The following is a 24699-nucleotide window of genomic DNA, read 5'->3' as shown; positions in this document are numbered from 1 at the left end:
GCTGACGGCCTCCGCAAGCTCCGGCCGGTCGTGGGTGGTAAGGCGGGTTCTAACCCGCCTTACCACTCACGACAACCCGACCCAACGAAAAGGTGACATGACCGCGCTAGCAGCCTTCTTCTACCGGAGACCCAAGCTGCGCCTGGGTTTCCTGCTGTCGGCGCCGCTGCTCTGGCTCGGCCTGGCCTACCTGGGCGCGCTCGCCGCGCTGTTCGTCACGGCGTTCTGGCGCACCGACGCCTTCACCGGCCAGGTCGTCGTCGACTGGTCGCTGGGCAACTTCGAGACGCTGTTCACCGACGCGGTCTACCGCACGATCACCTTCCGCACGGTCGGGATCGCGGCGCTGGTGACGGTGATCGACGCCGTGATCGCGTTCCCGATGGCGTACGCGATGGCGAAGCTGGCTTCACCGCGGGCACAGCGGATCCTGGTCATCGCGGTGATGACCCCGCTGTGGGCGAGCTACCTGGTGAAGGCGTACGCGTGGCGGTCGATGCTGTCGGGCAACGGCGCACTGAGCGGGATTTCGCCCGGTTACGGCGTCACGGCCACGATCATCACGCTGTCGTACCTGTGGCTGCCGTACATGATCCTGCCGATCTACGCGGGCCTCGACCGGCTGCCGGACTCCCTGGTGGACGCGTCCGGCGACCTCGGCGCCCGCTCGTTCCGGACGTTCCGCTCGGTGATCCTGCCGCTGACGTTCCCGGCGATCGTGGCGGGCTCGATCTTCACGTTCTCGCTGTCCCTGGGCGACTACATCGCGGTGAAGATCGTCGGCGGCACGTCCCAGATGCTCGGCAACGTCGTCTACGACAACATCGGCGCGGCCAACAACCTCCCGTTCGCGGCGACGGTGGCGACCGTGCCGGTCGTGATCATGCTCGTGTACCTGGCCGCGGTGCGCCGCACCGGCGCGCTGGACAACCTCTAGGAGCGCTCGTGCGTAGGCTGCTGTGGACGGCGCTGGGGCTCGGCTTGGCGGTGATCTACTTCCCGCTGGTGGTGGTGCTGCTCAACTCGTTCAACGCGGACACGACCTTCGGCTGGCCGCCGTCGCGGTTCACCCTCGAGTGGTGGAGCCGGGCCGCGTCCAACGAAGGGGCGTTGACCGCGCTGTGGACGAGCGTGCAGGCGGGTCTCGCGGCGACGGCGATCGCGCTGGTGCTCGGCACGATGGCGGCGTTCGCGCTGCAGCGCTACCGGTTCTTCGGCCGCAACCCGGTGTCGCTGCTGATCATCCTGCCGATCGCGCTGCCGGGCATCGTCACGGGCATCGCGCTGAACAACGCGTTCCGGACCATTCTGGGCATCGACCTCGGCCTGCTGACGGCGATCATCGCGCACGCGACGTTCTGCATCGTGGTGGTGTTCAACAACGTGGTGGCCCGGTTGCGCCGGATGGGCGGCAACCTCGAGGAAGCGTCGATGGACCTCGGCGCAACCGGCGTGACGACGTTCCGCCTGGTGACGTTCCCCCTGCTGCGTTCGGCCCTGCTGGCGGGCGGCCTGCTGGCGTTCGCGCTGTCGTTCGACGAGATCATCGTGACGACGTTCACCCTGGGCACGGGCATGGAGACACTGCCGATCTGGATCTACAACAACCTGTTCCGGCCCAACCAGGCCCCGATCGTCAACGTGGTGGCGGCGGTGCTGATCGTGGCGTCGACGGTCCCGGTGTACCTGGCCCAGCGCCTGTCCGGCGACACGGCCTCGGGTGGCCGCCTGTGACCGGAAGCCGCACTTTCACGTGAAAGTGCGGCTTTCAGCGCCGGAAGGAGTCCGTCGCCGCGCGCAGCGCGGCCAGCACGCCCGGATCGGTCACCGCGTGCCCGGCTCCCTCGATCAGCTTCAGTTCCGAACCCGGCCACGCCCGGTGCAGCTCGTACGCCGTGACCGGCGGGCACACCGTGTCGTAGCGCCCTTGCACGAGCACGCCCGGAATTCCCGCGAGCTTGGCCGCGTCGCGGATCAGCTGCCCGTCGTCGAGCCAGGCGCCGTGCGTGAAGTAGTGGACCGCGAGCCGGGCGAACGTCAGCGCGAACGCCGGATCCGCGTACTGGCGGACGAACGATTCCTGCGGCAGCACCGAAACCGTCGCGCCTTCCCAGGTGCTCCACGCGATCGCCGCGCGGTGGCGGACCTCCTCGGCCGGATCCTCGAGCAACACGGCGTAGCCGGCCAGCGGATCGTCCCGCAGGGAGGCCGGCAGGGGCGTGAGGAACGCCTCCCACTCGCGGGGGAACAGGTGAGCCGCTCCGCCGCGGTAGATCCAGTCCAGCTCGCTCTGCCGGGCGGTGAACACGCCGCGCAGGATCATTTCGGTGACGCGGGCCGGGTGCGTCTCGGCGTAGGCGAGAGCCAGCGTCGCGCCCCAGGAGCCGCCGAACAGCTGCCAGCGCTCGATGCCGAGCCGTTCGCGCAGCAGTTCCATGTCGGCGACCAGGTGCCACAGGGTGTTCGCGGTGAGCTCGGCGGCGTCCGGCGTCGAGCGCCCCGAGCCGCGCTGGTCGAACAGGACGATCCGGTAGGCCTCGGGGTCGAAGTGCCGCCGGGCCATCGGGGCGATCCCGCTGCCGGGGCCGCCGTGCAGCACCACCACCGGCTTGCCGGCCGGGTTGCCCGCTTCCTGGCACCGGATCCGGTGCCCGTCGCCGACGTCGAGGAAGCCTTCGGCGCGCGGCGGGATCGGCGGGTAGAGCTCGTCCATGCCCGACACTTTGCCGCAGGATCCTGGTCGTCGCCCCGGCGCCCCGCCGCCGGGTTCCGGGGCGACGACCAAGAAGGGTGGGAGCCCGCCCCCGCCGCCGGGCTGAGCGGGCTCCCGATCCGTGACGCGTCAGCGGCCCTCGGCCGCGTCCGCGAATTTCCCCGGGGAGGACCGGATCCGGGTGCCTCGGCCGATGTTGTCGGAGTGGTCACGACGGACGGCAGTCCGCTCACGCATTCCGGTCCTCCTCGTCGAGGTGCGAAGTTCGTCGTGGCGGCGACGGGCTAAACGCTAAGCCACGAACCGAACACCAGTCAAGAACATGATTGATGTTCATGGATGTGAACAACAGCTGTGCGGACGCTGAGTGCACTCGTCCCCCTTGCCTCGCGCTCACGAAAGGGCCGGTACTTTCGGTGTCGGGCTTTTGAAAAGGGGTACGGAATGTCCGTGGTGACCTATTTCGAGGCGATTGTCGTCGGCGCCTTGCAAGGGGTGTCGGAATTGTTTCCGGTGTCCAGTCTCGGCCACAGCATCCTGCTGCCCGCCTGGCTCGGCGGCCAGTGGCAGCGGGACCTGAGCATCGGGAAGGATTCGCCGTACCTCGCGGTGCTGGTGGCGATGCACGTCGCCACCGCGCTCGCGCTGGTCCTGTTCTTCCGCAAGGACTGGGCCCGGATCGTCGGCGGGCTGTGGACGTCGCTGCGCCACCGCGAGGTCCGCACCCCCGACCAGCGGCTCGCGTGGCTGCTGGTGCTCGCCACCATCCCGGTCGGGCTGGCCGGGCTGCTGCTGGAAAGCCTGCTGCGCGACTTCCTCGGCAAGCCGGTGCCCTCGGCGATCTTCCTCGCGCTCAACGGCGGTGTGCTCTACGCCGCCGAGAAGTTCTCCCGGAACAAGCCCGCCGTCGAAGCGGACACTGTGGACTTCTCGACCGAAGACACCCTGGTCATGCGGGCGGTCTCGGTCGAGGAAGCGACCGACGTCCGGCTGGCGAAGCTGCGGGCGGGCGAGGCGGTGCTGATCGGCGCCGCGCAGATCCTCGCGCTGCTGCCGGGCATCAGCCGCTCGGGCATCACGATGGTCGCCGGCCTGCGCCGCGGGCTGGGCCACGAGGACGCGGCGCGCTTCGCGTTCCTGCTCGCCACGCCGGTGATCCTCGCCGCGGGCGTGCTCAAGATGCCGACGCTGTTCGCCCCCGAGAACCACGCTTCACTCGGTCCCGCGTTGGCGGGCAGCGTTGTCGCCGGCGTCGCTTCGTACATTTCTGTCCGATTCCTCACCGGTTACTTCGAAACGCGCACACTGACCCCGTTCGCCATTTACTGCGTGCTCGCCGGAATCGGCAGCCTGATCTTCTTCGCGGTCTGACGTGCCGCCGGCATTCGACGCTCCGGCGGTCTTCTGCGTGCTCGTCTCGGGCACGTTCTACGTCCGCGCGGCCCGCCGCCGGAACTGGCCGCCGGGCCGCACGACGGCGTTCCTCGCCGGGCTCGTGACGATCGTGGTCGTCACCTGCTCCCCGCTGGCGGTCTACGACACGACGTTCTTCTGGGTCCGCGCGGTCCAGACGGTCACGTTGCTGATGATCACGCCGTTGCTGCTCGCGTTGGGCGCGCCCGTCCGGTTGCTCCTGGACAGCTTGCCGCGCGCCGCCTGGCTGCGGCGGCACGGCCGTGGCCCGCTCGCCCGCGCGCTGACGTTCCCGCCGGTCGTCACGGTCGTCCTGATCGCACCGGTGCTGGTGCTGTACCTGACGCCGCTCTACGACCTGACGCTGCGCTCGCCGTTCGTCGACGGCCTGGTCCGGCTGGCGCTCGTCGGCGCCGGTTTCACGTACTTCTGGACCCGGCTCGGCCTCGACCCGACGCCGCGGGAGGACCCGCACCTGGTGTCGGTGTGGATCGCGTTCGCCGAAGTGATCTTCGACGGAGCGCTCGGCCTGGTGCTGTGGCTCGGCCCGTTGCTCGCGCCGGCGCACTACGCGGCCGTGCACCCGGGCTGGGGGCCGGACCTGCGCACCGACCAGATCATCGGCGCGGGCGTGCTGTGGATCGGCGGCGACGTCGCGGGCCTGCCGTTCGTCGTCGCGTTGTTCGTGCGGTGGGCCCGCGACGACGAACGGCGGGCGAAGCAGATCGACGTCGAGCTGGACGAAGCGCCGTCGACCGGCCTGTGGTGGGAGCAGGACCCGGCGCTCGCGGAACGGTTCAAGCGCCGGTGACCCGTGGCTCAGTCGTGGAACGTGTGCTCCGGTGCTGGGAACTCGCCGCGGCGGACGTCCTCCGCGAACGCCGTCGCCGCGTTCTGCAGCACCGTTGCGACGTCGGCGTAGCGCTTGACGAACCGCGGTGCCTTGCCGCGGCGCAGCCCGGCCATGTCCTGCCAGACGAGCACCTGCGCGTCGCAGTCCGGGCCCGCGCCGATGCCGACCGTCGGGATCTTCAGCTCCGTCGTGACGCGCTTCGCGGCCTCGGCGGGCACCATCTCCATCACGACGGCGAACGCCCCGGCCTCCTGCAGCGCCAGCGCGTCGGCGAGCAGCACGTCCGCCGCTTCGCCGCGCCCCTGCACCCGGTAGCCGCCGAGGTTGTGTTCACTCTGCGGGGTGAAGCCGATGTGGCCCATGACCGGCACGCCGGCCGACGTCAGCGCCTCGACGTGCGCGGCGAACCGCCGGCCGCCTTCGAGCTTCACGGCGTGCGCGCGGCCCTCCTTCATGAACCGCACCGACGTCTCCAGCGCCTGCTGCGGCGACAGCTGGTAGGAGCCGAACGGCAGGTCGGCGACCACAAGAGCCCGTTTGACGGACCGGGTGACCGCCCGCACCAGCGGCAGCAGCTCGTCGACCGTCACCGGCAGCGACGTGTCGTAGCCGAAGACGTTGTTGGCCGCGGAGTCGCCGACGAGCAGCACGGGGATCCCGGCTTCGTCGAACAGCGCGGCGGTGTACATGTCGTACGCGGTGAGCATCGGCCACGGTTCCCCGCGCTCCTTCAGCTCGCGCAGGTGGTGGACGCGGACTTTCCGGCCCGACGCCGGCTTGGCGGCGGGTCCGGTGCCGTAGGGGGCGGGTTCTTCTGCGCTGGCGGACATCGTCGTCGACCGTCCTTCCCTCGAGGCCTCGGTGAGGTCCCCGGGTCGTGGAGCAGGGGCGTCCCAAAGCGTGACACGCCCCCGTAGCGGTCCCAACCTCGTGCGACAAGCTTCACACCCCGGAGGACCACGCTCGATCAGCCTCCAGGTTGATGTCCGGGGACAACCAACCTGGGTTCACTCACGTCAAGAAGAGGGCATGACCACCGACCGGCCGCGAAAGGCGACGAAACCACCCATGGGAAACCTCGCGAGCCCGCGCCGTCGCATTCCCGCCTGGAAGGCGAAGGCGGCCGGCATCGTCGCGACCGTGGTCCAGCTGGCCGCGGTGTTCTCGGTGATCCTGCTGTTCGCCGGCGGTGCGCACGGCCGCCTGCTCAACGGCGTCGACATGGCCTTTTCCGGCTTGAGCGTGCCGACCAGCGAGAGCCTGATCATGGTGCTGCTGCTGGTCGTGCTCGGCGGAGCGCTGCGCCGCCGCAAGAAGGCGGCGCTCTACACGCTGGTGCTGTTCCAGGTCGGCGGGCTGCTGCTCACCCTCGTCCTGCAGGCGACGCTGCTGTGGTCACCCGAACTGCTGACGCTCGGCCCGAAGCAGGTCCGGCACATCCCCGCGCAGCTGTGGGTGCTGACCGTCGCCGACGTCGTCTCGATCGGGCTGATCGTGCTCCTGCTCGCGCTGCGCCCGGCGTTCCCGGCCCGGCTCGCGCCGAGCGCCTGGCGCGACGGCCTCAGCATGCTGTTCGGCGGCATCGCCGTGGTCATCCTGGTCGGCTGGGGGCTGACGGAAGCGTTTCCCGGCCACCTCGGCGACACGTGGGAGCGCTTCGCCTGGGTCGTGAACCACGCCACCGGCGAGAACCTGCAGCTGCGCCGGATCGGCGTCGGGGAGGGACCCGCCTGGCTGGACGTGTTCCTCGACCTCAGCGCGACCGCGGTCGCCACCGCCGCGCTGTACCTGGTCTTCCGCGGGGTGCGCAGCCGGGCGCTGCGGACCGACGAGGACGAGCTGCACCTGCGCCGGCTGCTCGCCGAACACGGGGAGGACGACTCCCTCGGCTACTTCGCCACCCGCCGCGACAAGAGCGTCGTCTTCGCGCCGAACGGCCGCGCGGCGGTGACCTACCGCGTCCTCGGCGGCACCAGCGTCGCCAGCGCCGACCCGGTCGGCGACCCGGAAGCGTGGCCCGACGCGGTCCGCGCGTGGCTCGACGAGACGCGCCGGTACGGCTGGACCCCGGGTGTGCTCGGGGCGAGCGAACGCGGCGCGAAGGCGTACACCGGTGCGGGCCTGCGTGCGCTGGAAATCGGCGACGAAGCGGTGCTCGACGTCCGCGAGTTCAGCCTCGCCGGGCCGGAGCGGCGCTCGGTGCGCCAAGCCGTCAAGCGCATCCAGCGCGCCGGCTACACCTCGAAGGTCCGCCGGCACGGCGAAATCCCCGCGGACGAGATGACCGAGCTGCTGGCGCGGGCGCAGGCCTGGCGCGGCGCCGAGACCGAACGCGGGTTCTCGATGGCGCTGGGCCGGCTCGGTGACCCGAGCGACGGCCGCAGCGTGATGGTCGAGGCCTACGACGCCCACGGTGAGCTGCGCGGCCTGCTGTCGTTCGTCCCGTGGGGCCGCCGCGGGCTTTCGCTCGACCTCATGCGCCGCGACCGCGACGCCGAGAACGGCCTCAACGAGTACATGATCGCCGAGACGGTCGCGGCCGCGCAGCACCTCGGCGCGCAGCGGATCTCGCTCAACTTCGCGATGTTCCGCGCGGTGTTCTCCGAGGGCGAGCGGATCGGCGCGGGCCCGGTGCTGCGGGCCTGGCGCGGGATCCTGAGCGTCTTCTCGCGGTTCTTCCAGCTGGAATCGCTGTACCGGTCCAACGCCAAGTACGGGCCGGATTGGGAGCCGCGGTTCCTCTGCTACTCCTCGGCCCGTCGGCTGCCGCGCGTCGGGATCGTGGCGGGCGCGCTCGAAGGGTTCGTCCCGACCGGACGGGCGCGGTCGCTGCGGCTGGAGACGGTCGGCGACGACTTCGTCGCGCGCGTCAAGGAGATCGAGGAGTCGGCGGCGACGCCGGCGCCGAAGACCGTGCGGCGGCCCGAACAGGTCCGCGTCCGCATCGCCAAGCTCGACAAGCTGCGCGAGGCCGGCATCGACCCGTACCCGGTCGGGTTCCGCCGCGACGACCACATCGGCGACGTCGTGGCGAAGTACGGCGACCTGCCCCCGGACACCGCGACCGGGCACCGCGTCCGGATCGCCGGGCGCGTGCTGAACCTGCGCATCCTCGGCGGCCTGTGCTTCGCCCGCGTCAAGGACTTCAGCGGCGAGATCCAGCTGATGCTCGAGGCCGGCGAGCTGGACCTCACCGGCTGGCGGACCGGCGTCGACCTCGGCGATCACGTCGGTGTCGGCGGCCAGGTCGTGACGTCGAAGCGGGGCGAGCTGTCGGTGCTCGTCGACGAGTGGACGGTCACCGCGAAGTGCCTGCACCCCCTGCCCGACAAGCGGAAGGGGCTCACCGACCCGGAAACGCGGGTCCGGCAGCGCTACCTCGACCTGGCCGTCAACCCGGACTCGACGAACATGCTGCGGCTGCGGTCCACCGTGGTCCGCGCGGTGCGCGACCGGCTGCACCACGCCGACTACCTCGAGGTCGAGACGCCGATGCTGCAGACGGTGCACGGCGGCGCCAACGCTCGGCCGTTCGTCACCCACATCAACGCCTACGACATGCGGATGTACCTGCGGATCGCGCCCGAGCTGTACCTGAAGCGCCTGTGCGTGGCCGGTGTCGAGCGCGTCTTCGAGCTCAACCGCAACTTCCGCAACGAAGGCGTCGACGCGACCCACAACCCCGAGTTCACGATGCTCGAGGCGTACCAGGCGTACGCGGACTACGACACGATGCGGACGTTGACGCGCGAGCTCGTCCAGCACGCGGCCGAAGCGGCGTACGGCGCCCAGGTCGTCCGAAGGCCGGACGCCGACGGCAAGGTCGTCGAGTACGACATCTCCGGCGACTGGCCGGTGGTTCCGGTCCACGAAGCCGTTTCGGCGGTCTTCGGCGAGGAGGTCGGCTCGGGGACGCCGGTGGGCGAGCTGCGCCGGCTGTGCGTCGCCGCGGGGGTGCCGGTGGGGGAGGACCCGAGCCACGGCGACCTCGTGCTCAAGGCGTTCGAGCACCTCGTCGAGGGCGCGACGGTGCTGCCGACCTTCTACACCGACTACCCGACCGACGTCTCGCCGCTGACCCGCCAGCACCGGGTGGACCCGCGGCTGGCCGAACGCTGGGACCTCATCGCGTTCGGTTCCGAGGTCGGCACGGCCTACACCGAGCTGACCGACCCGATCGAGCAGCGGCGGCGGCTGGAAGGGCAGTCGCTGCGCGCGGCCAGCGGTGACGTCGAGGCGATGGAACTGGACGAGGACTTCCTGCTCGCCTTGGAGCACGGCATGCCGCCGACCGGCGGCCTCGGCCTGGGTGTGGACCGGCTGCTCATGATGCTCACCGGCGCCTCCATCCGCCAGACGGTCCTCTTCCCGTTCGTCCGGCCGCAGGCATAACGACTCGGTGGACCTGGTCACGGCGGTGGGCCGTGGCGGGGCCCGTCGCTTACGCTCTGCCTCGTGCGCACGGCTCGGATCGCCTCGGCCCTCCTGATGGGGGTGGCCGTCCTCGCGTATTCGGGCTGGCTGCTGGAGTTCTTCCTGCCCACCGGGGTGTCCCCGGTGCGGGATCCGGCCGAGGCGCTGCTCGCCGGCCCGCCGGTGTTCCGGATCCTGCTCGCCGTGTCCGGGGTCGCGTTCCTGCTCGCCGGGCCCCCGCTGCACCGGCTCGGCCCGGTCCAGTGGTCGGCGCGGCTCAGCTCGATCTCGGTGAGCGCGTTCGGCGCGATCGTCCTGTTCCAGGCCGCCTACCCCGAGCAGAGCGACGTGCTGTCGTCGCTGCTCAACATCGTCCTGGTGGCCGGGGTGATCAGCCTGATCATGTGGTGGCCGCCGGGCTGGCGCCGGCTCGCGGTCATCGGCCTGGTGCTGGTGGGGGCCACCTGGCTGGCCGTCGTGCTCGCCCGCCAGCTGGGCACCTTCGAGGGTGTCTTCACGCGCGCCCAGCTGGTGGTGCGCGCCGTCCTGTACGGCGTCGGCGGCGCGTACGCCTTCGTCAAGCCCGCCCCGCGGCACGCGCACCGATAGCGGAATTCCCGCCCGGAACGTCGGTGCCGGGTGGCACGATCGCCGCAGGTATCCCTAGGCGGAAGGATCGACATGGCGGGAAACGTGCGCCCGGTGACCGACGAGCGTGACGGGCTGCTGAGCTTCCTGGAGCAGCAGCGGTACGTGCTCAAGCTGGCCGCTCACGGCCTGACGGACGATCAGGCGAGAGCCACTTCGACCAAGAGTTCGCTGTCGGTGGGCGGGCTGATCAAGCACGTCGCGAGCACCGAGGACAGCTGGATGGACACGGTGCTGCAGGTGCCGCAGAAGCCGTTCGGCGAGGCGATGGCGGAGTACGAGTCGGCGCACCGGCTGGGCCCGGACGAGACCCTGGAAGGCGCGCTGGCCCGGTACGACGCGGTGGCGGCCCGCACGGCCGAGGTGATCGCGGGCATCGACGACCTCGGCCGGGCGGTCCCGGTGCCGAAGGGCGTGCCGTGGTTCCCGAAGGACGTCGAGGCCTGGTCGGTCCGCTGGGTGCTGCTGCACCTGATCCAGGAGACGGCCCGCCACGCGGGCCACGCGGACATCATCCGCGAGCACCTCGACGGCGGCACGGCCATGCCCCTGATGGCGGCGGCCGAGGGCTGGCCGGAAAGCCCCTGGATCAAGCCCTGGACCCCGGAGTCCCAGCCGGCCTGACCGTTCGGCTCGCGGCCCCCTCCCGCGAGCCGACCCTCCAGGCACGGGTGATGCCCCTCCAATCACGCGTGATGCCTCCCCAGTCACGCGTGATGCCCTTCCGCGCTCGCCGCGGGGGCTCAGAACAACGTCGGCTCGTCCGCCAGGGCACCCTCGATCACGAGCATCCGGCGTTTTGTCCCGACGCCGCCCCGCGCGGAGAACCCGCCGTCCTTCCCGCCGGCCGCCAGAACCCGGTGGCACGGCACGATGATCGGGAACGGGTTGTGCCCCATCGCCTGCCCGACGGCTTGGGCCGACCCCGGCTGCCCGAGCCGGTGCGCGATGTCGCCGTACGTCAGCGTCTTGCCCGGCGGGATGGTCCGCGCGACTTCGTACGCGCGCCGGTTGAACACCGGCACCCCGGAAAAGTCCAGCGGAACCGACGCCAGATCGCGACGCGCACCGCCCAGCAACGCCACGATCCCGTCCACCGCGGCCTGCACCGGCGACGGCGGCGTCCCCTCGACGGCGTCTGGGAACCGCCGGACCAGCCAGGCGCGGGTCCGCGCCTCGCTGCCCTCGGGCAGCGACGTCCCGGCCACGACGTCGTCGCGCCAGGCGAGCCCGCACACCCCGATCGCGGTGCCGAAGACCGTGAACCCCGTCATGCGGTCAGCCTACGACCGAAGAGGGGTACCGCCGCCGCGAATGATCGCTAAGTTCGGTTTGGGCGAATCTCGAGGAGGACGTGTGCGGCGAGCAATTCTGGTGACGGCACTGCTGCTGCTCGGCCTGATCGCGACGCCGGCGGCCGCCGACCCGCTGGTCATGCCGCACGTCGTCGTCACGCACCACACGTGGTGGGCCGAACTCGTCATCAAGAAAGCCGGCGGGACCGTCGTCGCGAGCTACCCGCAGATCGGCGTCGTCGTCGCGTACACCGCGAAGGACGACTTCGCCGCCAAGGTCCGGAAAACGCCGGGCATCGACGCCGTCGGCGCGACGCGCACCGCGAAGGTCCCGAAGGAGTTCTTCGCACCCCGCAAGGACCTCCGCTACACCGGCCCGGGCTCGCCGAACTCCGGCCTGGTCCCGCCGGAGGGGACGGCGTGGGACGTCCCGGCGCTGCACCTGCCCGAAGCGCACGCGGTCACCGAAGGCAGCAGGCGCACCGTCGTCGGTGTCCTCGACGTCGGCGTCGACGACACCCACCCGGACCTCGCGAAAGCGTTCGACAGCAAGAACTCCGTGTCCTGCCTGTCCGGCTGGCCCGACCGCGGCCCCGGCGCCTGGCGGCCCACGCTCGACGGCCACGGCACGCACGTCGCGGGCACGATCGCCGCGGCTCGCAACGGGTCCGGCGTCGTCGGCGTCGCTCCGGGGGTGAAAATCGCCGCGGTCAAGCTCGCCGAACTCGACGACACCGAGATGGCCGAGAGCATGGTCTGCGGGTTCGTCTGGGCCGCCGAGCACGGGTTCGCCGTCACCAACAACAGCTACCGCTCGATCCCGTGGCGCTACAACTGCGACGACCAGCCGGACCAGGCCGCGGCGAAGCTCGCCGTCGGCCGGGCGGTCGCGTACGCCCAGCGCCGCAACGTCCTCGTGGTCGCCTCCGCCGGCAACGCCGGCATCAACCTGGACACCCGATCGGTGGACAAGGAGAGCCCGGCCGACAGCACGCCGGTGGAGCGCCGGATCGACCCGACCTGCACCCGGTTGCCGCACGAGCTGCCCGGCGTCGTCGGCACCGGCGCACTCGACGAGAAGCTCCTCAAGGCGAGCTTCTCCAACTACTCGGCGACCCGGATCAGCGTCGCCGCGCCCGGCGCGCGCGTCTGGTCGACGTGGCCGAACGGCGAATACCGCTCCGCGAGCGGGACGTCGATGGCCGCGCCGCACGCGAGCGGCGTCGCCGCCCTGATCGCGAGCCGGCACCCGCACTGGGGCGCCGAGCGCATCAAGCGCGCCCTCTACGCCACGGCGACGCCGCTGCCGTGCCCGGACGCCGTCTGCCAGACGACACAGAACGGAACGACCTACTACGGCCACGGGATGGTCGATGCGGCGAGCGCAGTCGGCGCGGGATGATGGCGCTCGTGCTCGATCACCTCGTCTACGCCGGCCCGGACCTCGCCGACGCCGTCGCCCGCGTCACCGCGCTCACCGGGGTCACGCCCACGCCCGGCGGCCGTCACGCCGGCGTCGGCACGGCCAACCACCTCGCCGACCTCGGCGGGGGGATGTACCTGGAGGTCATCGGCCCCGACCCGGCGCAGCCGGACCCCGAGGTGCCCCGGCCGTTCGGCATCGACGAGCTGACCGAGCCCGCGCTGGTCGCCTGGGCGGTCCGCACGACCGACCTCGACGCGACGATCACCGCGGCCCGCGCCCACGGCTTCGACCCGGGCGACGCGGTGGAGATGTCCCGCGAAACCGGCGACGGCGAAACGCTGCGCTGGCGCCTGACCCCGCCGGGCGTCCCGGGCACCCTGCACCCGTTCCTCATCGACTGGGGCTCGACGCCGCACCCGACGACGCGCGGCCTGCCGTCCTTGCCGCTGCTGATGGTCACCGGCACCCACCCGGACCCGGATTCGGTGCTGGCGGTGACCGACGCGCTGGGCCTGGAGCTGCTGGTCCGCCGCGCCGACCGGGCCGGGCTGACGGCGGCCGTCCGCACGCCGGAAGGCCGCCAGGTCGCCCTGTGCTGAAACCCTTGGGCTAGGCCTTGCCCTCGCGCCACAGGCTGGTCATCGGCAGCCGGCGGTCGCGCCCGAACGCCTTGAACGTGATCTTCGTGCCCGGCGGGTACTGGCGCCGCTTGTACTCGGCCTTGTCGACCATTCGCACCACGCGGTCGATGGTCTCCGGGTCGAAGCCCGCGGCCACCAGGTCGGCGTACCCGCGGTCGCCCTCGACGTAGTCGTCGAGGATGTCGTCGAGCAGCGCGTAGTCCGGCAGCGAGTCGGTGTCCACCTGGCCGGGCCGCAGCTCGGCCGACGGCGGCTTCGAAATGGAGTTCTCCGGGATCGGCGGGGTTTCGCCGCGCTTGGCCGCCTCGGCGTTGCGCCAGCGGGCCAGCTGCCACACGTGCGTCTTGAAGACGTCCTTGATCGGGGCGAACGCGCCGACCGCGTCGCCGTAGATCGTCGAATACCCGACGGCGAGCTCGGTCTTGTTGCCCGTCGCCAGCACCAGGTGACCGTCCAGGTTGGACAGGGCCATCAGGAGCATGCCCCGCGTCCGCGCCTGGATGTTCTCTTCGGCCAGGCCCGTCAGCGAAAGCTGATCGACGTACACGCGGACCATGTCCTCGACCGGTTCGACCCGGTAGTGGGCGCCGATCCGCCGCGCCAGGTCGGCGGCGTCGTCCTTCGAGTGCCCCGACGAGTACTTCGACGGCATCGAGACGCCGTAGACGTTGTCGCCGCCGAGCGCGTCCGCGGCCAGCGCCGCGCAGACCGCCGAGTCGATGCCGCCGGAGAACCCGAAGATGACCGACGAGAAGCCGTTCTTGTGCACGTAGTCCCGCAGCCCGACGACCAGCGCGTGCCACACCTCGGCCTCGTCCGACAGCGGCTCGCTGATCACCGGCTCGGCCGTCGGCTCGTACGCGGGCAGCGGCTCCGAGCTCAGCACCCGGCGCCGGACGTGCAGGCCTTCGAGCTCGCCGTCGCCGGCGTGCCCGCCCGCGGCGAGGTCCATGTCCAGCACGAGCAGGTGCTCGACGAACTGCGGCGCGCGCGCCACGACCGTGCCGTCCGCGGTGACGACGAGCGAGTCGCCGTCGAAGACGAGGTCGTCCTGACCGCCGACCTGGTTGGTGTAGACCAGGGGAGCGCCGGCTTCGGCGGCGCGCCGGGCGATCAGCGGCAGCCGCTGCTCGTCCTTCGACCGCTCGTACGGCGATGCGTTCGGCGCGACGACGAGGTCGACGCCGGCGCGGCCCAGCGCTGAGATCGGCCCGCCGTCCTGCCAGATGTCTTCGCAGACGACCATGCCGATGTCGAGCCCGTGGAACCGGACGACGTCGAGCGTGGTGCCCGGCTTGAACCAGCGGTGCTCGTCGAAGACGCCGTAGTTGGGCAGGTGGTGCTTGAACTGCCGCGCGACGACCTCGCCGCGGTAGAGCGCCGCGGCCGCGTCGCGCGGGCCGACGTCGTCGAGGTCGAGGTAGCCGATGTAGGTGAGCACTTCGCCGCAGCCGGCCTCGTCGAGGCGGCGCGCCAGCGACTCGACGCCCTGCCGCGAGGCGGCGGCGAAGGTCTTGCGCAGGGAGAGGTCCTCGACGGGGTAGCCGGTCAGGGACATCTCGGGGAAGACGACGACGTGGGCGCCGGCTTCGGCGGCCCGGCGGGTCCACTCGACGTGCAGGTCGGCGTTGCCGTCGAGGTCGCCGACGGTGGGGTTGACCTGGGCGAGCGCGATGCGCAGTTGCGGCATGCCGCCATTCTGTCCCACCGTCACCCGGAAGGCCGAGCGAATGTGGGCGAAATGCCACGCCCAGGCGGCAGCCCCACCACCCCCACGAACCCCACCAACCCCAAAAAGCGGAGCTTTCCCTAGGAAAGTTCCGCCTTCGGCGCCGCCTGGTTACCGAAAGCCCCCGCCCGGCGAACCGGACGGGGGCCTTCGGCCAGCGGGACTACTTGCGCTTGATCATGCTCCGGACCTTCTTGATGGTCTGCTCGAAGTCCGAATCGAACGGGTTGTCGTGCACCAGGTACGTCCACGTCGTGTTCGCCCGCCGGACGCCCGCGTCGCCGAGGTCGATGCCCTCGTCCGTCAGCTCCGCCTCTTCGAGCGTCTTCGCCGCCCGCGAGTCGGCCTCGGCGATGATCTTGTGGAACTCCGGGATCGCCGCGCGGTGGAACTCGTCCAGCGGGGTCTCCCGGGCCAGCGCCCGCAGGTGGATGCTCTCGCGGACGTCGGTCAGGTACGCCAGGTGGTCGGACCACAGCTGGTCGACGTGGAACAGCAGCACCTCGCGGCAGATCTGCTCCAGCTTGTCCTGGTCGTCGAGCTTCTCCTTCAGCTCGCCGAACTTCTCCGGGTGCGCCTTCTCCAGGTGCTCCGCCGCGTACGCGGTGCGAAGCACCTTGTCGCGGTGCACCAGCAGGTCACGCCGCTGCCGCTCGATCAGCCGCGTGTAGCGCCAGGTGTTGCGGTGGATCTCGAGGTCGACGCCCTCGGCGACGCGCTGGGCGTGGTTGAGCTGCCGCAGTGCCGCCGGGTCGGTGATCTCGCCGGTTTCCTCGTCGTCGGTGATGCCCTCGGGCACGTCCGGCGCGTTCGACAGCACGAGCTCGTCGTTCAGGCTCGCGAAGAAGATCGCGCTGCCCGGGTCGCCCTGCCGTCCGGACCGGCCGCGCAGCTGCCCGTCGAGCCGGCTCGACGGGTACCGCGCGGTGCCGATGACGTGCAGCCCGCCCAGCTCGACGACCTCGTCGCGGGTCGAGCCGTCGGTGCCGCCCAGCCGGATGTCGGTACCGCGGCCGGCCATCTGCGTGGACACGGTGACCGCGCCCTTCTTGCCCGCCTCGGCGATGATCGCGGCCTCTTCGGCGTCGTTGCGCGCGTTGAGCACGACGCACTCGAGGTCGACCTTCGCCAGCTTCTCGGCCAGCTCTTCGGACTCGGCGACGTCCTGGGTGCCGACGAGGATCGGCCGCCCGGTCTCGTGCACCGTGCGGATCTCCTCCTCGATCGCCCGCAGCTTCTGCGACGGCGAGGCGAAGACCCGGTCTTCGAGGTCTTCCCGGATGTTCGGGGTGTTCGGCGGGATGACCGCGACCTCGAGCTCGTAGAACTCCCGCAGCTGCTCGGCGACGGCGACCGCGGTCCCGGTCATGCCCGCGACCTCGGGGTAGCGCGCGAGCAGCGCCTGGACGGTGATCGAGTCGAGGATCTCGCCGCGGTCGGTCGCGGCGACCTGCTCCTTCGCCTCGACGGCGGCCTGGAGGCCGTCCGGCCAGCGCTGCAGCTCGGCGACGCGGCCGCGGGCGGCGTTGATGAGCTGCACCTTGCCGTCGCGGACCAGGTAGTCGACGTCGCGGGTGAGCAGCGCGTGCGCGTGCAGGGCGACGTTCACCGCGGGGAGCCGGTCCGACGCCGTCTCGCCGTAGAGGTCGTCGACCTCCAGGCCGAGCGACTTCGCGACCACGGACGCGCCGGCGTCGGTCAGCCAGGCGTTGCGGCCCTCGCTGTCGGTCTCGTAGTGCAGGCCGAGGCGCAGCCGCCGGACGACCTTCGCGACCTCTTCGTCGGCGTCGGTGTGGTCGATCGAGCCGGCCATCACCAGCGGGACGCGGGCCTCGTCGACCAGCACCGAGTCCGCCTCGTCGACGATCGCGACCTCGGGGGCCGGCTGGACGAGGTCGTCGACCGACGTCACCAGCCGGTCGCGCAGCACGTCGAAGCCGATTTCGGCGACGGCGCCGTACGTGACGTCCTTGGCGTAAGCCTCGCGACGCTCTTCGCGGGAGTGCGCGGGCTCGACCCAGCCGACCGACACGCCGAGCAGCGCGTACACCGGGCCCATCCACTCCGCGTCGCGGCGCGCCAGGTAGTCGTTGACCGTGACGACGTGAACGCGCTTTCCGCGGATCGCGTAACCGGCCGCGGCCAGCGCACCCGCGAGCGTCTTGCCCTCACCGGTCTCCATCTGCACGACGTGCTTGGTGAGCAGGCCCATCGTGCCCAGCACCTGCACGTCGAACGCGCGCTCGCCCAGAGCCCGCCGCGCGGCCTCGCGGCCCAGCGCGCACACCTCGATCAGCTCTTCGTCGCCGAAAGCGGTGTTCTTCAGCGTCTCGCGAAGCTTGCCCGCCCGCTCGATCAGCTCCTCGTCGGAGAGCTTTTCGAGCTCGGGTTCGAGCTTCTCGACCGCGGGCAGCAGTGCTTCGTAGCGGGTCAGCTCGACGCTGCCCGGCCGCTGGATGATCCGGCGGAGCTTCTTGCCCATCCGGCTGATCAGTGCTGCCACCCCTGGTCTCCCGTTCTCTCTCGCTCGACCGGCCTCCACCACCCAACGCGACGGTGGTGCGTTCGAGTTCCGCGGCCGGATGGGACGATCCAACCGTGTTCCCTCATCCCAGCGCCAGGTCCCGCGCCCGCCGGATCACCGCAATTGCGACATCCGTGCTGTTCGCGGTCTCGCTGACCGCGTGCACGTCCACCGGCAAGACCGCGCCGCCCGCGCCGACGACCGAGTCGCACCCGCCGTCCGGGCCGGTGCCCGCCGGGCTGGAGCGGTTCTACGGCCAGAGCCTGACCTGGGCCGACTGCGCACCTTACGCGACGTCGGAAGACTCGAGGTCGGCCTTCCAGGCGAAAGACGTCCAGTGCGCGCGGCTGACCGTGCCGCTCGACTACGCAAAACCGGCGGGGGACACCATCACGCTGGGCCTGCTGCGGCACAAGGCCACCGACGCGGGTGACCGGATCGGGTCGCTCGTGGTCAACCCGGGCGGGCCGGGCGCGTCGGGCATGGTCGCGGCCGCCGGGCTGCTCAAGCCGGTGACCAGCACCGGGCTGGGCAAGCGCTTCGACCTGGTCGGGTTCGACCCGCGGGGGATCGGGGCGAGCCAGCCGGCGATCCACTGCCTGACCGATCAGGAACGGGACGCCGACCGCGCCGACGACAGCGAGACCGACGGCTCGCCGGCGGGCGTGCTGAAGCAGGAATCGCAGGAAAAGGACTTCGCCGCCAAGTGCGCCCAGCGCACCGACGACGGCACCGGGATGCTGGCCAACGCCGGCACCCGCGACGTCGTGAAGGACCTGGACGTCCTCCGCTCGGTCCTCGGCGACGAAAAACTCACCTATTTGGGCTACTCCTACGGCACCCGGATCGGGTCGGCGTACGCCGAGGCGTTCCCGAAGAACGTCCGCGCGATGGTCCTCGACGGCGCGGTCGACCCCGAGCAGGACGCGGTCGAGTCCCTCGTCGCGCAGGGCCAGGGCTTCGGGACGGCGTTCACGGAGTTCGCCAAGTGGTGCACGGGCCAGCAGGACTGCGCGCTCGGCGGGGACGCCGCCGGCGCGGTCAAGGCGTTCCAGGACCTCGTCCGGCCGCTGATCGACTTCCCGGTGGCGGTCGGCGACGGCCGCAAGCTCTCCTACGAGGACGCGACCACCGGCGTGATCCAGGCGCTCTACCAGGAAAGCCTCTGGGACACCCTGAACACGGGCCTCAACGAGCTCAAGCAGCAGCGCGGCGCGACGCTGGAGAAGCTCGCCGACATCTACAACGAGCGCGACTCCGACGGCCGCTACGGCACCACGCAGGACGCGTTCACGGCGATCCGCTGCGTCGACGACCCGCGCGTCACGGACCCGGCCGTCATCCTCAAGGCGCAGGAGGAGTACGTGAAGGTGGCGCCGTTCCTGGACGACGGCCGCCCGGCGAGCGCGGCTCGCGACGCGTGCGCGTTCTGGCCGGTGCCGAACACCTCGGAGCCGCACGTGCCGAACGTCGAAGGCCTGGCGAAGACGCTGGTCGTCTCGACGACCAACGACCCGGCGACGCCGTACCAGGCCGGCGTCAACCTCGCGAAGGGCCTGAAGGGCGCGCTGCTCACCTTCGAGGGCACCCAGCACACGGTGTTCCTGCAGGGCGTGAAGTGCGTCGACCAGGCGGGCACGGACTACCTCGTCGACGGCACGCTGCCGCCGGAGGGGACGCGCTGCACCGGGCAGTAGCTAGGCCTGCTTGGTCAGCGACAGCTCGATCATCACCGGGCTGAGGTGGTCGCCGGCCGGCGGGACCTGCACCCACAGCCGCACGAAGCGCCGTGCCCCGTCGTCGGAGACCCACACCTTGACGTTGAGGTCGGCGTCGACGGCCGCGAGCACGCTGTGCGCCACGGCGGCCGGCACCCGGCCGGCGACCCGCAGCGCCGGTGCGTCGTCGACGTTCTCGCGGCCTTCGGTCTCGGCGTCCGTCACGCCGTCGAGCAGCCGCTTCAGCCCGCCGTGCGGGCCGAGGAACGCGCCGACCCGGTACGCGTCGGGCAGCGAATCCTGCCCGTCGCGCACGTCGAAGGCGTACTTGGTGTGCCCGCCGACCACGCTGTCGTCCTGAACGTCGACCATGCCGGTCGCGGCGCCGCCGTCGTCGAGGGTCGCGTCGCCCTCCGTCAAGCGGAGCGGGAAGCCCGGCAGCACGCCGTTGACGCCGGCCGCGAAGTGCACGCTTCGCACCGAAGCGAACGACGTCGCGGCGTCGCGGACCAGCTCGGCACCCGCCGGGAACGGCCCGCGCGTGTCGGGTGACCCGGTGCAGCCGGTCGCGAGGAGGAGCACGAGCAGCAGGGCGAGACGCGGCATCCCCAAAGCCTACTGTTGGCCTGATTCTTGCGGATGATGTCCTTCCGGCCACTTTCGGCTCATCGCGCGCGCGATGAAACTGCTGAGGTGACCGTTGAGACCCGTCCCGCCCCGAGGCTCCACCGCGCCTGGCTGATCGCCGGTGCCGCCTTCGTCGCGTTGCTCGCCTCCGCCGGCTTCCGCGCCGCTCCCGGCGTCCTGATCGACCCGCTGCACGAAGAGTTCGGCTGGTCCCGCACCACCATCAGCTCGGCCGTCTCGGTGAACCTCGTGCTCTTCGGCCTCTTCGCGCCCTTCGCGGCCGCGTTGATGGAGCGGTTCGGCATCCGGCGCGTCTCGGCGACGGCGTTGACCGTGATCGCCCTCGGCGCGGGCGGCACGGTGTTCATGACCGCGAGCTGGCAGCTCGTCCTGTGCTGGGGCGTGCTGGTCGGCCTGGGCACCGGCTCGATGGCCATGGGCTTCGCCGCGATGGTCGCGACCCGGTGGTTCGTCCGCAGCCGCGGCGTCGTCACCGGCGTCCTGACCGCGGCGGGCGCCACCGGCCAGCTGATCTTCCTGCCGCTCATCGCGAACCTCGCCGTGGGTTCGGGGTGGCGCACGGCGTCGCTGGTGATCGCGATCGCCGCGCTCGCCGTCGTCCCGGTGGTCCTGCTGCTGATCCGCGACCACCCCGCCGACGTCGGCACCACGGCCTACGGCGCGCCCGCCGACGCCGAGGTCGCCCGCCCCGCGGCCAGGACCGGCTCGGTCCGCCGGGCCCTCTCCGTGCTGGGCCAGGCCGCGCGCACCCGGACGTTCTGGCTGCTCGCCGTCGGCTTCGCGATCTGCGGCGCGACGACCAACGGCCTGGTCGGCACCCACTTCGTGCCGGCCGCGCACGACCACGGCATGCCGCAGACGACGGCGGCGAGCCTGCTGGCCCTGGTCGGCGTCTTCGACGTCGTCGGGACGATCTTCTCCGGCTGGCTCACCGACCGCATCGACCCGCGGATCCTGCTCGGCGTCTACTACGCCCTGCGTGGCCTTTCGCTGGCGCTGCTGCCGCAGCTGTTCACCGACTCCGTGCAGCCGAGCATGTGGGCGTTCATCCTGTTCTACGGCCTCGACTGGGTGGCCACGGTCCCGCCGACGGTCGCGCTCTGCATCCGCGCGTTCGGCGACGCCGGCCCGATCGTGTTCGGCTGGGTCTTCGCCTCACACCAGCTCGGGGCCGCGTTCGCCGCGTCGGCCGCCGGCCTGGTCCGCGACCAGCTCGGGAACTACACCCTGGCCTGGTATTCCGCCGCCGTCCTGGCCGTCATCGCGTCGGTCGCTTCGCTGGCCATCACGCGGGCGAAGAAGCCCGTCGCGGTACTCGCGACGTGACTTCGGCGGTCTCGGCGCGTCGCGAAACATGTCGTTAACACGCTGTGGTTAGGGTGCGGCCATGGATCGCCAGCAGGAATTCGTGCTCCGCACGCTCGAGGAGCGCGACATCCGTTTTGTCCGTCTCTGGTTCACCGATGTGCTGGGGTTCCTCAAGTCCGTCGCGGTCGCGCCGGCCGAGCTCGAAGGCGCCTTCAACGACGGGATCGGCTTCGACGGCTCGGCCATCGAGGGCTTCGCGCGCGTTTACGAATCGGACATGGTCGCCAAGCCCGACCCGGCCACGTTCCAGGTCCTGCCCTGGGAGACCCCCGACGGCGGCCCCTACTCGGCCCGCATGTTCTGCGACATCGCGATGCCGGACGGCTCGCCGTCGTGGGCCGACCCGCGGCACGTGCTGCGCCGCCAGCTGTCGAAGGCCGCCGAAGCGGGCTTCACGTGCTACGTCCACCCCGAAATCGAGTTTTTCCTGCTCTCGACCATGCCGGACGACGGCAGCGAGCCGGAGCCCGCGGACAACGGCGGCTACTTCGACCAGGCCAGCCACGCCACGGCGACGCACTTCCGGCGGCACGCCATCGAGACCCTCGAGGCGATGGGCATCTCGGTCGAGTTCAGCCACCACGAAGGGGCACCGGGCCAGCAGGAGATCGACCTCCGTTACGCCGATGCGCTGACGATGGCCGACAACGTGATGACGTTCCGTTACGTCGTCAAGGAGGTCGCGCTGACCCAGGGCGTGCGCGCCACCTTCATGCCGAAGCCGTTCACCGACCAGCCCGGCTCGGGGATGCACACGCACGTCAGCCTGTTCGAAGGCGACCGCAACGCCTTCTACGACGCCGAAGACCCGCACGAGCTGTCGGGCACCGGGAAGGCCTTCGTCGCCGGGGTGCTGCACCACGCGAAGGAGATCTCGGCGGTCACCAACCAGTGGGTGAACTCCTACAAACGCCTGATCAGCGGCAGTGAAGCGCCCACGACGGTGTCGTGGGGCCGGGCGAACCGCTCCGCGCTCGTCCGGGTCCCGATGTATTCACCCGGAAAGGCGTCATCCCGACGGGTGGAAATCCGTACGCTGGACTCGGCGTGCAACCCGTACCTGGCGTACTCGGTCATCCTGGCCGCGGGGCTGAAGGGGATCGAAAAGGGCTACGAGCTGCCGCCACCCGCCGAGGACAACATCTGGCAGCTGAGCGACTCCGAGCGGCGCGCCGCCGGGTACGCCCAGCTACCGCAGAACCTGGGAGAGGCACTGGCCGAGATGGAGAAGTCCGAACTCCTGCCGGAAGCCCTCGGCGAACACGTCTACGACTTCTTCCTCCGGAACAAGCGCGTGGAGTGGGACAACTACCGCAGCGCGGTCACCCCGTACGAACTCCGAACGCTCCTCCCGGTGCTCTGATGGGGCGGCGGCCGGTGTTCCTCGCGATCCTGGCCGCCGCACTCGTGCTCGTCCCCACGGCGCCCGTCGCCGCGGCCGCCGGCCGCTTCGACCTCGACTCCGCCGACATCCCGGCGCTGCAGGCGCGGATGGCGTCCGGTCGGCTCAGCGCCGTCGGGCTGACCAGGCAGTACCTCGACCGGATTCACCGGATCGACGGAAAGGTGCACGCCGTCCTGGCGGTCAACCCCGCCGCGGTGGGGCAAGCGCTCGAGAGCGACGCCCGGCGTCGCGCGCACCGCCTCCGCGGGCCGCTCGACGGCATCCCGGTGCTGGTCAAGGACAACGTCGACACCCGCGACCAGTGGACGACGGCCGGGTCGCGGGCGCTGCGCAGCTACCCGGCGAAGGACGCGACGCTCATCACGCGCCTTCGCGCGGCCGGCGCGGTGATCCTCGGCAAGGCGAACCTTTCCGAATGGGCGAACTTCCGCGCCGCGAAGCCCACGTCCGGCTGGTCGGGCGTCGGCGGGCAGACGAACAACCCGTACGTGCTGGACCGCAACCCGTGCGGGTCGTCCGCCGGGTCCGCGGCCGGCGTGGCCGCGTCGCTGGCCCAGGTGGCGATCGGGTCGGAAACCGACGGCTCGATCGTGTGCCCCGCCGGGATGACCGCCACGGTCGGGCACAAACCCAGCCTCGGCCTGGTCAGCCGCACCGGCGTGGTGCCGATCTCCGCCGAGCAGGACACCGCGGGCCCGATCGCGCGCAACGTCGTCGACGTCGCTCTCACCTTGTCGGTCCTCCAGGGCCGGGACCCGTCGGACCCGGCGACCTCGACGTATCCGCGCACCCAGCCGACGGACTACGCGAAGCTGCTCCGCCCGGGCGTCCTGCGCGGCGCGCGAATCGGGCTGTGGCGGCTGCCGGTGCTCGGCCCGGCGACCGACGCGATCATGACCTCCGCGCGGAACTCGCTGGTCAAGGCGGGGGCGACGGTCGTCGAAGTGGAGCTGCCCTACCAGGACCGGCTCCTCGAGCTGGAGTTCCCGGCGCTGCTCACGGAGTTCCACCGGGACATCGACGCCTACCTCGCCACCCGCCCGCGCGGGCCGCGGAACCTGGCCGAGCTGATCGCCTACAACCGGGCGGACCCGCTGGAGCGGACGTGCTTCGCCGGGCAGGAGCTGTTCGAGCAGGCGCTGGCCGCGCCGCCGCCGTCGGACCCGGGGTACCTGGCCACGCGGGCCGAGCTCACGGACCTTTCGCGCCGGTCCCTGGACGAGACGCTGGCCGCGCACGACCTGGACGCGATCGCGTCGCCGACCAACCCGCCGGCGTGGAAGACCGACTGCGCGGTGGGCGACAACGACGTGATCCCGTCCTCGACGCCGGCCGCGGTGGCCGGCTACCCGGACGTGACCGTGCCGGCCGGGTTCGCCGGACCGCTCCCGGTGGGGATCTCGTTCATGGGGGCGCGGTGGTCCGACGCCCGGGTGCTGGCGCTCGCGGCCGACTTCGAGCGGGTCGTGCCGGCGCGGGTCCCGCCCCGGTATCTGCCGACCCTGCCGTCGTAGCCGTCCGTAAGCACTCTGACCTGCGCCGATGCCGTTAAGTGACCCCCCTGTTCCGGGCCGGTTCGCGGGCATGTAATCTTCTCTTCGTCGCCAGGAACACCGGGTCACACCGGGGCCGCAAGCCCCGGAGACCAGGCCGGGACGAGCGGGTTGACACCGCGGATCGGACCGGGTAATGTTCAGCGTCGGCCCACGAGCGGCCGCCGACTCCCTACGACTAACACCGTAGGATGAGGTATGCTCGACCAAAGTTTGTGAATATCGCTTGGAACAACTGCCGAGGATTTAGCCGCCGATAACGCGGGTGGATTCAGAGTGTGTTGCTTGAGAACTCAACAGTGTGCTAGTGAACTAAGCCAGTAGAGCTTATGTATTGAAACCTCGTATGAGG

Annotated in this window: 19 protein-coding genes; 13 read left to right on the top strand and 6 right to left on the bottom strand. The window is 71.1% G+C overall.

The window, feature by feature from the left end; all coding sequences use genetic code 11:
• Nucleotides 1–97 precede the first annotated feature (97 nt).
• On the top strand, nt 98–937 hold the full coding sequence (locus Q5425_RS43130; protein ID WP_308678233.1) for an ABC transporter permease: 840 nt from the start codon (nt 98–100) through the stop codon (nt 935–937).
• An 8-nt stretch (nt 938–945) separates the two neighbouring features.
• The gene (locus Q5425_RS43125; RefSeq protein ID WP_308678232.1) at nt 946–1734 is read left to right on the top strand and encodes an ABC transporter permease; all 789 of its coding nucleotides are present in this window, start codon (nt 946–948) and stop codon (nt 1732–1734) included.
• A 34-nt stretch (nt 1735–1768) separates the two neighbouring features.
• Here Q5425_RS43125 and pip read toward each other — a convergent pair whose 3' ends face one another.
• Nucleotides 1769–2713 carry a prolyl aminopeptidase gene (pip, locus tag Q5425_RS43120; protein WP_308678231.1) on the bottom strand — a complete coding sequence of 315 codons (945 nt, stop codon included), beginning with the start codon at nt 2711–2713 and terminating at the stop codon, nt 1769–1771.
• A 444-nt stretch (nt 2714–3157) separates the two neighbouring features.
• Here pip and Q5425_RS43115 point away from each other — a divergent pair, with 444 nt between their 5' ends.
• Both Q5425_RS43115 and Q5425_RS43110 read left to right on the top strand, forming a co-directional pair.
• Nucleotides 3158–4084 carry an undecaprenyl-diphosphate phosphatase gene (locus Q5425_RS43115; RefSeq protein ID WP_308678230.1) on the top strand — a complete coding sequence of 309 codons (927 nt, stop codon included), beginning with the start codon at nt 3158–3160 and terminating at the stop codon, nt 4082–4084.
• Nucleotide 4085: 1 nt separating this feature from the next.
• Nucleotides 4086–4937, top strand: coding sequence for a cytochrome c oxidase assembly protein (locus Q5425_RS43110; RefSeq protein ID WP_308678229.1), 852 nt, complete (start codon nt 4086–4088; stop codon nt 4935–4937).
• Nucleotides 4938–4945: 8 nt separating this feature from the next.
• On the opposite strand, the gene panB is transcribed toward Q5425_RS43110, so the two are convergent.
• On the bottom strand, nt 4946–5809 hold the full coding sequence (gene panB, locus Q5425_RS43105; RefSeq protein ID WP_308678228.1) for a 3-methyl-2-oxobutanoate hydroxymethyltransferase: 864 nt from the start codon (nt 5807–5809) through the stop codon (nt 4946–4948).
• A gap of 238 nt (nt 5810–6047) precedes the next feature.
• On the opposite strand from panB, the gene lysX reads away from it, so the two are divergent.
• The 3 genes from lysX to Q5425_RS43090 all read left to right on the top strand — a co-directional run bounded on the left by lysX (nt 6048) and on the right by Q5425_RS43090 (nt 10664).
• Nucleotides 6048–9371, top strand: a complete 3324-nt coding sequence (gene lysX / locus Q5425_RS43100; RefSeq protein WP_308678234.1) for a bifunctional lysylphosphatidylglycerol synthetase/lysine--tRNA ligase LysX — start codon at nt 6048–6050, stop codon at nt 9369–9371.
• A 63-nt stretch (nt 9372–9434) separates the two neighbouring features.
• Nucleotides 9435–10001, top strand: coding sequence for a hypothetical protein (locus Q5425_RS43095; protein ID WP_308678227.1), 567 nt, complete (start codon nt 9435–9437; stop codon nt 9999–10001).
• 72 nt (nt 10002–10073) lie between these two features.
• Nucleotides 10074–10664, top strand: a complete 591-nt coding sequence (locus Q5425_RS43090) for a DinB family protein (RefSeq protein WP_308678226.1) — start codon at nt 10074–10076, stop codon at nt 10662–10664.
• Between the two features lie 119 nt (nt 10665–10783).
• Here the strand turns inward: Q5425_RS43090 and Q5425_RS43085 are convergent, their stop codons facing one another.
• Nucleotides 10784–11314, bottom strand: coding sequence for a methylated-DNA--[protein]-cysteine S-methyltransferase (locus Q5425_RS43085; protein WP_308678225.1), 531 nt, complete (start codon nt 11312–11314; stop codon nt 10784–10786).
• Between the two features lie 82 nt (nt 11315–11396).
• On the opposite strand from Q5425_RS43085, the gene Q5425_RS43080 reads away from it, so the two are divergent.
• Together Q5425_RS43080 and Q5425_RS43075 are read left to right on the top strand one after the other, a co-directional pair.
• Nucleotides 11397–12737: a S8 family serine peptidase gene (locus Q5425_RS43080; protein WP_308678224.1), complete on the top strand. Its 1341-nt coding sequence runs from the start codon at nt 11397–11399 to the stop codon at nt 12735–12737.
• 8 nt (nt 12738–12745) lie between these two features.
• A complete protein-coding gene (locus Q5425_RS43075) occupies nt 12746–13360 on the top strand; it encodes a VOC family protein (RefSeq protein WP_308678223.1) in 615 nt (204 codons plus the stop codon).
• 10 nt (nt 13361–13370) lie between these two features.
• Here Q5425_RS43075 and Q5425_RS43070 read toward each other — a convergent pair whose 3' ends face one another.
• The gene (locus Q5425_RS43070) at nt 13371–15092 is read right to left on the bottom strand and encodes an NAD+ synthase (protein ID WP_308678222.1); all 1722 of its coding nucleotides are present in this window, start codon (nt 15090–15092) and stop codon (nt 13371–13373) included.
• 202 nt (nt 15093–15294) lie between these two features.
• A complete protein-coding gene (secA2, locus tag Q5425_RS43065; protein WP_308678221.1) occupies nt 15295–17634 on the bottom strand; it encodes an accessory Sec system translocase SecA2 in 2340 nt (779 codons plus the stop codon).
• 155 nt (nt 17635–17789) lie between these two features.
• Here secA2 and Q5425_RS43060 point away from each other — a divergent pair, with 155 nt between their 5' ends.
• Nucleotides 17790–19352, top strand: a complete 1563-nt coding sequence (locus tag Q5425_RS43060) for an alpha/beta hydrolase (protein ID WP_308678220.1) — start codon at nt 17790–17792, stop codon at nt 19350–19352.
• On the opposite strand, the gene Q5425_RS43055 is transcribed toward Q5425_RS43060, so the two are convergent.
• Nucleotides 19353–19979, bottom strand: coding sequence for an LppX_LprAFG lipoprotein (locus Q5425_RS43055; protein WP_308678219.1), 627 nt, complete (start codon nt 19977–19979; stop codon nt 19353–19355).
• Between the two features lie 87 nt (nt 19980–20066).
• On the opposite strand from Q5425_RS43055, the gene Q5425_RS43050 reads away from it, so the two are divergent.
• From Q5425_RS43050 to Q5425_RS43040, 3 genes are all read left to right on the top strand, one after another.
• The gene (locus Q5425_RS43050; RefSeq protein WP_308678218.1) at nt 20067–21347 is read left to right on the top strand and encodes an MFS transporter; all 1281 of its coding nucleotides are present in this window, start codon (nt 20067–20069) and stop codon (nt 21345–21347) included.
• Nucleotides 21348–21408: 61 nt separating this feature from the next.
• On the top strand, nt 21409–22752 hold the full coding sequence (glnA, locus tag Q5425_RS43045; protein WP_103338577.1) for a type I glutamate--ammonia ligase: 1344 nt from the start codon (nt 21409–21411) through the stop codon (nt 22750–22752).
• The gene (locus tag Q5425_RS43040) at nt 22752–24308 is read left to right on the top strand and encodes an amidase (RefSeq protein ID WP_308678217.1); all 1557 of its coding nucleotides are present in this window, start codon (nt 22752–22754) and stop codon (nt 24306–24308) included. The genes glnA and Q5425_RS43040 overlap by 1 nt, the downstream gene beginning before the upstream one ends.
• Nucleotides 24309–24699 lie beyond the last annotated feature (391 nt).

The organism is Amycolatopsis sp. A133, assembly GCF_031082405.1.
Taxonomy (GTDB): Bacteria; Actinomycetota; Actinomycetes; order Mycobacteriales; family Pseudonocardiaceae; genus Amycolatopsis.
Note: the sequence above shows the minus strand (reverse complement) of the source record. Positions and strands in the feature narration are given on the sequence as shown.